The organism is Streptomyces sp. CNT372, from assembly GCF_000377145.1.
On the sequence record NZ_KB897777.1, the window covers coordinates 458898 to 471833 of the forward strand.

At 73.5% G+C, this 12936-nt stretch carries 7 protein-coding genes; 5 read left to right on the forward strand and 2 right to left on the reverse strand.

Annotated features, from left to right (window positions below; genetic code table 11):
- Positions 1 to 135 precede the first annotated feature (135 nt).
- From hisC to C593_RS0104660, 5 genes are all read left to right on the forward strand, one after another.
- Entirely contained in the window at positions 136 to 1215 is a 1080-nt protein-coding gene (gene hisC, locus C593_RS0104640; protein ID WP_018846145.1) for a histidinol-phosphate transaminase, read from the forward strand.
- 347 nt (positions 1216 to 1562) lie between these two features.
- Entirely contained in the window at positions 1563 to 3071 is a 1509-nt protein-coding gene (locus tag C593_RS0104645) for a cytochrome ubiquinol oxidase subunit I (protein ID WP_026277348.1), read from the forward strand.
- Between the two features lie 54 nt (positions 3072 to 3125).
- On the forward strand, positions 3126 to 4127 hold the full coding sequence (gene cydB / locus C593_RS0104650) for a cytochrome d ubiquinol oxidase subunit II (protein ID WP_018846147.1): 1002 nt from the start codon (positions 3126 to 3128) through the stop codon (positions 4125 to 4127).
- Positions 4128 to 4143: 16 nt separating this feature from the next.
- Positions 4144 to 7767 carry a thiol reductant ABC exporter subunit CydD gene (gene cydD, locus C593_RS0104655; protein WP_018846148.1) on the forward strand — a complete coding sequence of 1208 codons (3624 nt, stop codon included), beginning with the start codon at positions 4144 to 4146 and terminating at the stop codon, positions 7765 to 7767.
- A gap of 264 nt (positions 7768 to 8031) precedes the next feature.
- Positions 8032 to 9312, forward strand: a complete 1281-nt coding sequence (locus tag C593_RS0104660; RefSeq protein WP_486591071.1) for a murein hydrolase activator EnvC family protein — start codon at positions 8032 to 8034, stop codon at positions 9310 to 9312.
- Positions 9313 to 9453: 141 nt separating this feature from the next.
- Here the strand turns inward: C593_RS0104660 and C593_RS0104665 are convergent, their stop codons facing one another.
- Both C593_RS0104665 and C593_RS0104670 read right to left on the reverse strand, forming a co-directional pair.
- Positions 9454 to 10314, reverse strand: coding sequence for a Cof-type HAD-IIB family hydrolase (locus C593_RS0104665; RefSeq protein ID WP_018846150.1), 861 nt, complete (start codon positions 10312 to 10314; stop codon positions 9454 to 9456).
- Between the two features lie 207 nt (positions 10315 to 10521).
- Positions 10522 to 12531, reverse strand: coding sequence for an NHL repeat-containing protein (locus C593_RS0104670; protein WP_018846151.1), 2010 nt, complete (start codon positions 12529 to 12531; stop codon positions 10522 to 10524).
- Between the last annotated feature and the right edge of the window lie 405 nt (positions 12532 to 12936).

Below are 12936 nucleotides of genomic sequence, written 5' to 3' on the forward strand. Positions count from 1 at the left end.
CCACCTTCCTCGGCTCCGGCCATTCGCACCGGCCGGGAATCCTCATAGGGTGAGCAGTATTGGTGAGCACGAGTCGGCGAGCGGCACCGCGCAGGCGGCGGTACGAGCCGGCCGAACGGTCGAGGAGGACCCGCGGTGAGCGAGAAGAGCCCCAGGCTTCGAGCCGAGCTGGACGGCATTCCCACGTACAAGCCGGGCAAGCCGGCGGCGGCGGGCGGGCCCGTGGCCTTCAAGCTGTCCTCCAACGAGAACCCCTATCCGCCGCTGCCCGGGGTGATGGAGAGCGCCGTCGCGGCCGCGGAGAAGTTCAACCGCTACCCGGACATGGCCTGCACCGCCCTGACGAACGAGCTGGCGGAACGCTTCGGCGTCCCCGCCGAGCATGTGGCGACGGGCACCGGCTCGGTCGGTGTGGCGCAGTCCCTGCTCCAGTCCACCTCCGGGCCGGGCGACGAGGTGATCTACGCCTGGCGCTCCTTCGAGGCATACCCGATCATCACCCGGATCAGCGGCGCGACCTCGGTGCCCGTGCCCCTGACCGGGGGTGATGTGCACGACCTGGACGCCATGGCGGACGCGGTCACCGAGCGGACCCGGCTGATCTTCGTCTGCAACCCCAACAACCCCACCGGCACCGTGGTGCGCCGGGCCGAGCTGGAACGCTTCCTCGACCGGGTCCCCTCGGACGTGCTGGTCGTGCTGGACGAGGCGTACCGCGAGTTCATCCGGGACCCGGAGGTCCCGGACGGCCTGGAGATCTACCGGGACCGCCCGAACGTGGCCGTGCTGCGGACCTTCTCCAAGGCGTACGGGCTGGCCGGGCTGCGGGTCGGCTTCGCCGTCGCCCATGAGCCGGTCGCGGCGGCGCTGCGCAAGACGGCGGTGCCGTTCGGCGTCTCGCAGCTCGCGCAGGACGCGGCGGTGGCCTCCCTGCGCGCCGAGGACGAGCTGCTGGGCCGGGTGGGTTCGCTGATCGGCGAGCGGACCCGGGTCTACGAGGGACTGGTGCGCCAGGGCTGGACCGTGCCCGAGACCCAGGCCAACTTCGTGTGGCTGCGGCTCGGTGAGCGCACCACGGACTTCGCCGCGGCCTGCGAGCAGGCGGGGGTGGTGGTGCGGCCGTTCGCCGGGGAGGGCGTGCGGGTCACCATCGGCGAGTGCGAGGCGAACGACCTCTTCCTGCAGACGGCCGAGACCTTCCGCAAGACCCTCTGAGTCCGGACCCCGAGGGGTTGCACGGCCAGGGTCCCGAAGGGCCGCAGGGCCAGGACCCCGAGGGGTTGCACGGCCCGGCCCGGAGGGCCACCGGCCGCGCCGCCCCGTGGCGGGCGGTCCCGGACACCCCACGAGCGCACCGCTCGTGGGGTGTCCGGCTTTCGGCCGGAGCCGGTGTGGCGGGGGTCACCGGACCCCGGTACGACCTTCGGATTTCGTGTGCGCCATAATGCTTGTGAATGTGAACGCGTTCACAAGCGCGCCCGTGTTCCTCCGGCAATGAACCGGTATGCACAGGGGCGGGCTGCCTCGGTCACCACGCCGACGTAAGGAGAGACGACGTGGATCTGAACCTCGCACTGGCGCCGGAGACCCTGTCGCGCTGGCAGTTCGGCATCACCACCGTCTACCACTTCCTCTTCGTCCCGCTGACGATCTCCCTGGCCGCGCTCACGGCCGGGCTGCAGACCGCCTGGGTCCGGACCGGCAAGGAGAAGTACCTCGGAGCGACCAAGTTCTGGGGCAAGCTGTTCCTGATCAACATCGCGATGGGTGTGGTCACGGGCATCGTCCAGGAGTTCCAGTTCGGGATGAACTGGTCGGACTACTCGCGCTTCGTCGGCGACATCTTCGGCGCCCCCCTCGCGTTCGAGGCCCTGATCGCCTTCTTCTTCGAGTCGACCTTCATCGGCCTGTGGATCTTCGGCTGGGACAAGCTGCCCCAGAAGATCCACCTCGCCTGTATATGGATGGTGTCGATCGGCACCATCCTCTCCGCCTACTTCATCCTGGCCGCCAACTCCTGGATGCAGCACCCGGTCGGCTACCGCATCAACGAGGAGCGCGGCCGGGCCGAGCTGACCGACTTCTGGCTGGTTCTCACCCAGAACACCGCCGTCACCCAGTTCTTCCACACCATCACCGCCGCCTTCCTGGTCGGCGGGGCGTTCATGGTCGGCATCGCCGCGTACCACCTCGCCCGCCGCCGGCACATCCCGGTGATGCGCACCTCCCTCCGCCTCGGGCTGGTCACCGTCACGGTCGCCGGTCTGCTGACCGCCGTCAGCGGCGACCTCCTCGGCAAGGTCATGTTCCAGCAGCAGCCGATGAAGATGGCGGCCGCCGAGGCGCTGTGGGACGGGGAGGCGCCCGCGCCCTTCTCCCTCTTCGCCTACGGCGACGTCGACGCCGGCCACAACGAGGTCGCCGTCGAGATCCCCGGCCTGCTGTCCTTCCTGGCCCACGGCGACTTCGACTCCCATGTCCCCGGCATCAACGACATCAACAAGGCCGAGCAGGAGAAGTACGGGCCCGGTGACTACCGGCCCAACATCCCGGTCGCCTACTGGGGCTTCCGCTGGATGATCGGCTTCGGGATGACCTCGCTGACCATCGGCATGATCGGGCTCTGGCTCACCCGCCGGAAGTTCCTGCTGCCGGCGGCGATGCGCACGGGCGAGGACGAGGTGCCGCATCTGGTGCCGTTCCGGAAGAAGGCCCTCGGCCCGGGGCTCACCGGCTGGTACTGGCGGATCGCCCTGCTGACCATGACCTTCCCGCTGATCGCCAGCTCCTGGGGCTGGATCTTCACCGAGATGGGCCGCCAGCCCTGGGTGGTCTACGGCGTGCTGCGCACCGAGGACGCGGTCTCCCCCGGTGTCTCCATGACCGAGGTGCTGATCTCCATGACCGTCTTCACCCTCCTGTACGCGGTGCTCGCCGTGATCGAGGTGAAGCTGCTCGTGAAGTACGCCAAGGCCGGGCCGCCCGAGCTGACCGAGGCCGACCTCAACCCGCCCACCCGGATCGGCGGCGACGACCGCGACCCCGACCGGCCGATGGCCTTCTCGTACTGAGACCGGCTCCCCCTGACACCGCCTCGTCCGAGACCGCTGAGGAGCTGTTGAGGCATGGAACTCCACAACGTCTGGTTCGTACTCATCGCCGTCCTGTGGATCGGCTACTTCTTCCTGGAGGGCTTCGACTTCGGTGTCGGGGTGCTCACCAAGCTGCTCGCCCGTGACCGGGCCGAGCGCCGGGTGCTGATCAACACGATCGGACCGGTCTGGGACGGCAACGAGGTGTGGCTGCTGACCGCCGGCGGCGCCACCTTCGCCGCCTTCCCCGACTGGTACGCCACCCTCTTCTCAGGCTTCTACCTCCCCCTGCTGCTGATCCTCGTCTGTCTGATCGTGCGCGGGGTGGCCTTCGAGTACCGGCACAAGCGCGCCGAGGACCGCTGGCAGACCAACTGGGAACACGCGATCTTCTGGACCTCCCTGCTGCCCGCGTTCCTGTGGGGGGTCGCCTTCGGCAATATCGTCCGAGGGGTCGCGATCGACGCCGAGAAGGAGTACGTCGGCGGATTCCTGGATCTGCTCAACCCCTACGCCCTGCTCGGCGGGCTGGTGACGCTGACCCTGTTCACCTTCCACGGGGCGGTGTTCGCGGCTCTGAAGACCGTGGGCGACATCCGGGCGCGGGCCCGGGCACTGGCCCTGAAGCTGGGCGCACTGACCGCGTTGGCGGCCCTGGTCTTCCTGCTCTGGACGCAGGCGATGCGCGGAGACGCAGGCAGCCTGGTCGCGATGGCCGTCGCGGTCTTCGCCCTTCTCGGGGCCCTCGGAGCCGTGCGGGCCGGACGGGAGGGCTGGTCCTTCGCCCTCTCCGGGATCACCATCGCGGCCGCCGTGGCGATGCTCTTCCTCACGCTTTTCCCGAACGTGATGCCCTCCACGCTGGACCCGGCCTGGAGCCTGACGGTCACCAATGCCTCGTCGAGCCCCTACACCCTGAAGATCATGACCTGGCTCGCCGCCCTTGCCACCCCCCTCGTGCTGCTCTACCAGGGCTGGACGTACTGGGTGTTCCGGAAGCGGATCGGCACCCAGCACCTGGCCGACTCGCACTAGCGAGGGGATGTTTCACGTGAAACCGATCGATCCGCGTCTGCTGCGGTACGCCCGTGCCACCCGCTTCTTCCTGGTGGCCGTGGTGGCCCTCGGCCTCTTCGGTGCCGCCCTGGTCGTGGCCCAGGCGATGCTGATCGCCGAGATCGTCGTCGGCGGCTTCCAGCGGGGGCTGTCGGCGGACGGCCTCGTGCGGCCCCTGGTCCTGCTGGCACTTGTCGCGGTGGGCCGGGCCGTGGTGGCTTGGCTCACCGAACTCGCGGCCCACCGGGCCAGCGCGGCGGTCAAGTCCGAACTGCGCGGCCGGCTCCTGGAACACGCCTCCGGTCTGGGACCGGGCTGGCTCAGCGGGCAGCGGAGCGGCTCCCTGGCGGCCCTGGCCACCCGTGGGATCGACGCTCTGGACGACTACTTCGCCCGCTGTCTGCCGCAGCTCGGGCTCGCGGTCGTGGTGCCGGTGGCGGTGCTGGCGCGGATCGTCACGGAGGACTGGGTCTCCGCGGCCATCATCGTGGTGACCCTGCCCCTGATCCCGGTCTTCATGGTCCTCATCGGCTGGGCCACCCAGAACCGGATGGACCGTCAGTGGCGGCTCCTGTCCCGGCTGTCCGGGCACTTCCTGGACGTAGTGGCCGGTCTGCCGACCCTCAAGGTCTTCGGGCGGGCCAAGGCGCAGGCGGAGTCGATCCGGGAGATCACCTCCCAGTACCGGCGGGCGACGGTACGAACCCTGCGGATCGCCTTCCTCTCCTCCTTCGCGCTGGAACTGCTCTCGACGCTCTCCGTCGCCCTGGTCGCCGTGACCATCGGCATGCGGCTGGTCCACGGCGGTCTCGACCTCTACACCGGGCTGGTCATCCTGATCCTCGCCCCCGAGGCATACCTCCCCCTGCGCCAGGTGGGCGCGCAGTACCACGCGGCGGCGGAGGGGTTGTCGGCCGCCGAGGAGATCTTCGAGGTCCTGGAGACCGAACGGCGGGCATCCGGCACCGCCCCGGTCCCGGACCACCTCCGGATCGAGGTCGACGGGGTCTCCGTGCACCATCCGGGCCGCACCGAGACCGCGCCGCACCGCGCCCGCCTGGCCGTGGAGCCCGGTGAGACGGTCGCGCTGGTCGGGGAGAGCGGCAGCGGCAAGTCCACCCTCCTCGATGTGCTGCTCGGGTTCACCGCCCCGGACGAGGGCCGGGTCCTGGTCGGCGGGACGGACCTGGAAGGTCTCGACCCGGAGGAGTGGCGGGCCCGGATCGCCTGGGTTCCCCAGCGCCCGTACCTCTTCGCGGGGACGATCGCCGACAATGTGCGCCTCGCCCGCCCGGAGGCCGACGACGACGCGGTCCACGAGGCCCTGCGGCAGGCGGGGGCGGAGGAGTTCACCGACGCGCTCCCGCTGGGCGCCGCCACCCTCCTCGGTGAGGACGGCGCCGGGCTCTCCGCCGGGCAGCGCCAACGGCTCGCCCTGGCCCGGGCGTTCCTGGCCGACCGGCCCGTCGTCCTGCTCGACGAGCCGACGGCCGCGCTGGACGGCGAGACCGAGGCGGGCATCGTCGACGCGGTCGCCCGGCTCGCCCGGGGCCGCACGGTCCTTCTCGTCGTCCACCGTCCGGCGCTGCTGGCCGTGGCCGACCGCGTGGTCGCCCTCAGCCGCGCGGAGGTGCCGGTCCGGGCCGGGGAGCAATCGCCCGCCCATGCCGGGGGGCCTGCGCCCGGGGCGGGCGGGGAAGGCGTGCCGGACACGGCCAGGGGGCCTGCGCCCGGGGCGGCCGTGCCGCCCGTGGCGGGCCGGGCCGCCGGCGACGGCGAGCCCCTGGGTGCCGTGGCACCCGCGCCCCCGGCGGCGCGGTCGCCGCTGCTCCGGGTCCGGGCCGCGGCGCACGGGATGCGCGGCCGGCTGGCCCTCGCCCTGCTGCTGGGGTCGCTCGCGCTCGCGTCCGCCGTCGGTCTGATGGCGGTCTCCGGCTGGCTGATCTCCCGCGCCTCCGAACAGCCTCCCGTGCTCTATCTGATGATCGCCGTCACGGCGACCCGGGCCTTCGGCATCGGCCGGGCCGTCTTCCGCTATGCCGAACGCCTGGTCTCCCACGACGCCGTGCTGCGGATGCTCGCCGAGACACGGGTCGCGGTCTACCGCCGGCTGGAGCGGATCGCCCCCGCCGGGCTGCGGCGCGCCCGGCGGGGCGATCTGCTGTCGCGGCTGGTCGCCGATGTGGACGCCCTCCAGGACTACTGGCTGCGCTGGATGCTGCCCGCCGCGGGGGCGGCCGTGGTCGGCACCGCGGCCGTCGTCTTCACCGGCTGGCTGGTCCCGGCCGCGGGCGCGATCCTCGCGGTGGGGCTGCTCCTCGCGGGTGTCGGCGTCCCGCTGGCCGGCGGAGCCGTTGCCCGGCGCGCGGAGCGTCAACTGGCGCCCGCGCGGGGCGAGCTGACCACCGCGGTGGTCGATCTGTTGCGCGGCACCGCCGAACTCACCGTCGCCGGCGCCCGCGACCGGCGGCTGGCCGTGGCCGGGGCGGCCGACGCCCGGCTCACCGCGATCGCCGCCCGGGGAGCGGCGGCCACCGCCCTCGGCGGCGGCCTGTCGGCCCTGATCTGCGGACTGACCGTGACCGCCGCCGCGATCGCCGGAGTACGGGCGGTGCACGACGGCGGGCTCTCCGGAGTCTCCCTCGCGGTCGTCGTGCTGACCCCGCTGGCCGCCTTCGAGACGGTGGCAGGGCTGCCGCTCGCCGTGCAGTACCGCCGCCGGGTCGAGCGCAGCGCCGAGCGGGTGCACGAGATCCTCGACGCCCCCGAGCCGGTGAGCGAGCCCGAGCACCCCGCGACCCCGCCGGCGACCGCCTTCCCGCTGGTCCTGCGCGGGCTCGGCGCCCGCTACCCCGGGCAGGGGTCGCCCGCCCTGGACGGGGTCGACCTCACCCTCACCCCGGGGCGCCGGATCGCCGTCGTCGGCCCGTCCGGGTCCGGCAAGACCACCCTGGCCCAGGTGCTGCTGCGTTTCCTGGACGCCGAGTCGGGGACGTACACCCTCGGCGGGAGGGCCGCGGAGGCCCTGGCGGGCGACGCCGTGCGCCGACTCGTGGGCCTGTGCGCCCAGGACGCCCATCTCTTCGACAGCTCCCTGCGGGAGAACCTGCGCCTCGCGCGCCCCGACGCGAGCGAGGACGACCTTCGGCGCGCCCTGGCGGCCGCGCGGCTGCTCGACTGGGCGCAGGCGCTGCCCGAGGGCCTGGACACCCTGGTCGGGGAGCACGGCGCCCGCCTCTCGGGCGGCCAGCGGCAGCGGCTCGCCCTGGCCCGCGCGCTGCTGGCGGACTTCCCCGTTCTGGTGCTGGACGAGCCGGCCGAGCACCTGGACCAGGCCACGGCGGACGCCCTCACGGCGGATCTGCTGGCCGCGACCCGGGACCGGACGGGCGCGGGCCGGGCGACCGTGCTGATCACCCACCGGCTGCGCGGGCTGGAGGCGGTGGACGAGATCGTCGTCCTGGACGGCGGACGGGTCGTCCAGCGCGGTACGTACGAGGAACTCGTCCTCCTCGACGGGCCGTTGCGGGCGATGCGGGACCGGGAGCGGGCGGTGGACGCGGTGCGACCGCGAGGTGCGGAGGAATCACCACTTTCTGTGGCGAAGACTCCTGCTTAGGCTCGGCCCATGACCGGGTCGCCGCAGCCGTCACCCCCACCCCCACCCTCACAGCCGCGGTAGCCCGCCCCGCGCGGGGCGGGACGGGGCGGCCGACTGCCCGTGGGCGTGGGGGTGGGCTTGGGTGTGGGGGTGGGCGAGGCCGCGCGGCCGGCTGTCTGCCGTCGTCGCCCGGGAAGCGGGGCCCGTTGGGCCGGGTGGCCCCAAGGACGCGGCGTGTCCCCGGGCCCGGTGACGGTGCCGGGTCACGATCCGTGGATGTGCTTGAGACGCCGAGATCGGGTGATCGTCCTCCCGGTGGTGCTGTGCACGCTCCTGGGCGCGCCGGCGCCCGCCGCGGCTGCCGCCCGCCAGCGCCCCGCGTACGCCGTGGTGGCCACCGACGCCGCCGTGCCGGTGACCCCGGCCGTCGATCCGGAACCACCGGCCGAGGGGCCGGGCGACCCGGGGGCGGACGGTTCGGGGCCGGACGACCTCGCCGTCGGCGTCCCCGGCCCGGACGCCGTGGACGCGGGCGGCTCCCGGCCCCAGGGCACCCCGCCCGCGCCGGGCCCGGGCGGCTCCCCCGCCCCGCCCGCCCCCTCGCACGACAGCCCGGAACCGCCCACCGCCGTCGCCGTGGCGCGGCTCTACGAGGAGGCCGCGCGCGCCACCGAGCGGTACGAACGCGGCCGCCGGGCCGCCGACAAGCAGCGCGCCGCGGCGGACCGCCTCCAGGCGCGCCTCACCGTGCAACGGGACCGGCTCGGCGCCCTGCACGACGCCCTCGGCGGGGTGGCCCGCGAGCAGTACCGCACCGGGGGCTCCCTCGCGCGGGCCGCGCGCCTGCTTCTCGTCGACGACCCGGACACCCTGTTCCGCAGCTACCACGCCGCCGCGCAGGCCGAACGCGCCCTCAACCGGCTGCTGGACGACACCCGGCGCGCGGAGCGGCGGATCGCCGGGGACGAGAAGAAGGCGCGGGAGGCGTGGCGGTCCCTCGCGGTGCGCGAGGCCCGGCTCGCGGCCGTGCGGCGAGGCGTCGAGACGAAACTGGAGACGGTCCAGTGGCGGCTCCAGGGCGAGGCCGACAGCAGTGTGGCCGCCGGTTCCTGCCGGGGCGCGGTCCGGCTGGAGCAGCCACCGCTGCCGGAGAGCGGCCCCGACTGGGTGGCGCCGGTGGAGCGGTACCGGCTGTCCGCCGGCTTCGACAGCACCGGGGAGCGCTGGGCCCACCGGCACACCGGTCAGGACTTCGCCGTGGGCATCGGCGCGCCGGTGCGGTCGGTGGGGGCGGGCCGGGTGGCGTCGGTGCGCTGCGGCGGCGGTTTCGGCATCGAGATCCTGGTCCGGCATCCGGGCGGCTACTACTCGCAGTACGCGCACCTCGCCGGGGTCACGGTCGACCAGGGGGAGCGGGTGCGGCCCGGGCAGTGGATCGGCCAGGCCGGTACGACCGGCAACTCCACCGGACCGCATCTGCACTTCGAGGTGCGGCTCACCCCGCACCTCGGCTCCGGAGTGGACCCGGGGCCGTGGCTGCGGGCCCGGGGTGTGCCGCTCTGAACAGGGGCCCGGGTCTGCGCCGTCCGCCCTGCGTGTGTCCGGGTCCGCGCCACCCCTCTGCGCGTGCCGGGGTTCGCGCCGTCCGCCCTGCGTGTGCCCGGTCCGCGCCGCCTGCTCGCGGCGTGCCCGGCCGGGCACGGCTCAGCGGTGCCGCCGCTGCCGTTCGATGATCTGCTCGATGACGACCGCGACGCCGTCCTCGTTGTTGGCCACCGTGCGCCCGGAGGCCGCCGCGACCACGTCCGGGTGGGCGTTGCCCATCGCGTAGGAGGCACCGGCCCAGGAGAGCATCTCCACGTCGTTGGGCATGTCCCCGAAGGCGACGACCTCGTCGGCGGAGATCCCGCGCTCCGCGCAGCACAGGGCGAGGGTGCTGGCCTTGCTGACGCCGAGGCCGCTCACCTCCAGCAGGGCGGTGGGGCTGGAGCGCGTGATCGAGGCGTGCCCGCCCGCCGCGACCCGGGCGGCGGTGAGGAACCCGTCGGGGGTCAGTTCGGTGTGGTGCGCCAGCAGCTTCAGCACCGGCGCGGCCTCCTTGGGCCTGTCCTCGTGGAGGAGCTTCTCCGCGGTGGCGACCGTGGCGCCGGGGTCGAGGTGGAAGGGCGGGTACTCGGGCTCGTAGTGGATGCCGGTGGAGAGCTCCACGGCGAAGGAGGTGCCGGGCACCGCGTCCCGCAGCGCCCGCACCACGTCCAGCGCGGTGGACCGGGGCAGATCGCGGACCTGGATCAGCCTGCCGCCGTCGTGCAGGTCCACGACGGCCGCGCCGTTCCCGCAGATGGCGAGACCGTGTCCGTGCACGTGGTCGCTGACCACGTCCATCCAGCGCGCCGGGCGGCCGGTGACGAAGAAGACCTCGATCCCGGCCTCCTCGGCTGCGGCGAGCGCGGCGACCGTCCGGTCCGAGACGGACTTGTCGTCGCGCAGCAGCGTCCCGTCGAGATCGGTGGCGATCAGCCGGGGGACCGTGGACAGGGGCAGGGGATCGGTAGCTGAGGTCACCCGGTCATTCTTCCGCACCGGGTGCACGGGCGTGCGAGGGGGCGCACATCTGAGTGAGCGCGCGGGCACGGGCTGTGCCGAGCGCGCCCCGGGGCTTGGTGGCCCTGGTCGAGCCGCACTGCCCCACTACGGGCTGACCGGCCGAAACGCTGAAGATCGCCTAGCACCTTCCGGTCCTGGGCGACCTGAGCGGCCGGCTGTGCCCGGTCAGAGCTGCCGCGGCGGTCCGAGCAGCGGAGTGCGGACCGGGGCGGCCAGCCCGACGAAGACCACCATCTCGTGTCCGCCGGGGTTGGTCTGCAACGGGATGGTGCGCCAGTTGTTGGCCAGCCAGACGTTTCCGGAGGGGTCGATCTGTACGGCGGTGTTCCGCTCCAGTCCGTCGCTGGTGTAACCGGTGCCGGCCGGGGAGATGGGATCGCCCGTACGGAGGCCGGGCGGGCAGGCGGACACGCGGGCGCCGCACAGGTTGGCCAGGCGGTGACCGCCGAAGTTCGCCACCCAGACGGTGTCGTCGCCGTCGACGGCGATCCCCCAGGGCAGGAACAGGCCGTCGTTGACGAACGGCTCGGCGGCTGTGGTCCCGTCGGGACGAACCAGGGTGACCGAAGCGTCGACGTGGCGCGTGACGATGTCCTCGACCGCCTCGGCGAGCATCGCGGGGGTGGTGCCCTCGCAGGGCGCGACCACCACTCCGCCGTTGGCCACCCATACATTGCCCAGCGTGTCGGAGGCGATGCCCATGGGCCGCTTGATGCCGCCGCCGGTGATCGAGCGCAACGGCCGGCCCTGCGGGGAGAGCAGCGCCACGCTGTTGCTCCCGTTCCCGGTCACCCATGCCTGGCCCCGGGGGTCCACTGTGACGCCGAACGGCTTGACCAGACTGTCGCCGCCCGGCGCGATGTTCCGGGCCCGGACGGCGTCCCCGTGCGGAATCCTGGTCACGCTCCGGCCGCCGCAGTTGGCGATCCAGATGTTTCCCTCCCGGTCCGACGCGGTCCCCTGGGGCTGGACGATGTCGCCGAAGCGCCAGCCCCGCGGCGGCGAGAGCGGCCGTCCCTCAGGCGTGAACTGCGAGACGCTGCGGTAGAGACGGCTGGCGTCGAGGGGGCAACCGGTGCCCTGGAACCCGAAGTTGGCGGCCCAGACCTGCCCCTTCGGGTCGATGGCGGCGCCGAAGCCCACCCCGTACAGCCCGCCGCCCCGGTAGGGCGCGCCGGGGAACGCCCGGCCCGTCGGCGTGAACCGGGACAGGATGCGGGAGCCGCACACCGACTTCAGGGGATCGGGGTTGTACGTGTAGTTGTTGACGATCCAGGCCGTGCCCGCCGCGTCGAACGCGACGTTTCCAGGACCGTCCAGTTCATGCCCGTTGCCCACGTAGCGCAGCGCGATGGTCCATGCGTCGGGTGCCTCGGCCAGCCGGGGCCGGTAGGTGTCGCGGCCCTCGCCCAGGGCGAACAGCTCGGCGGGGTGGTTGCCGGGGAGCCGGGCGATGTCCGCGACGGCCTGGAAGGTCTCCCGGGGCGCGGGGGCCCCGGGGCGCCCGGCCAGGGAGAAGAGACTCTCGCAGGTCTGTCCCGCGGTACAGCCGGACAGGATGTCTGCCAGGGTGTTGAAGGCGCGCAGGGTGGAGGTCTGCTCCCCGTTCGGTGCGGTGGCGAGTACCTCGGCCGCCGACCCGTCGCCGATGTCCGCGAGGTTGTGCGAGACGGCCGCGGCGTTCTGAAGTCCGGGACGGCGGCCCGCGACCTCACCACGCTCGGTGAACTGCGCCATCGAGAAGCCCGCGGCGACCGTGGTGCGCTCGTTGAGCACGACCTTGCCGTGGCGCCGCCCGGTGCCGATCATCGCGACCAGCCGGACCGGCCGAACACGCTTTCCGGCCCTGCCGTGCGGGTGGCCGGCGGGGCCCGCGTCCGCGGTCAGGTACAGCACGGCGTCCGGGCTGTCCGGGGCACGGTACGACAGGGTGAAGCGGCCGTGGGCGTCGCTGTGGGTGCGGGCCAGTCGGCGGGCACCGGCTCCGGGGCGGTCCCCGGCCTGGAGCAGCGTCACCTCGGCGGCGGCGATGGGCCGGTCTCCGCTGCGTACCACCCCCTGCTGCTTCAGCACCCCGTGCCCGGCCGGCGGGCCGCCGGTGGCGGCCGGCAGGGAGGCGCCGACCGTGAGGCCGGCGAGAACGGCGGTGAGCAGTGCGGCTCTGCGAAGACCCACGGGAGTCGCCTTTCCGGGCGGGGACATGAGGCCGCCGGGGCTCGCGCGGTCGGGTCACGGTCGCTCGGCGACAGCGCGCACGTTGCCAGAGGAGGGGTACGCATCCCGGGCAGGCGTCACAGCCGGACGTCATCGCCACCCGTTCAGGTGACCGGACGGGGCTGGACGGCGGCGGGGCCGTCCTGAGGTCCGCCGGGGCCCGCCGGATCGCGGTGTGCTCGACGCGGTGACCGCAGCGGCGCACAGCTCGGCCGTGTTCCGTGCCGCCGGCGGCCGATGTGAGACGGCCCCCTGACCGGCTGGTGGCGCGCCGGCGCGGCGACGTCGGCATGCCGCGGTGCGCACTCCGCCCGTCGGGCCTTTCCGCCCTGGCGCGCATGCTCCCGGCACACCGGGCCCAAGACC

Coding starts and splice junctions, on each gene's coding strand:
- cydB (WP_018846147.1), top strand. CDS start 3,126: ATGGAACTCCACAACGTCTGGTTCGTACTCATCGCCGTCCTGTGGATC.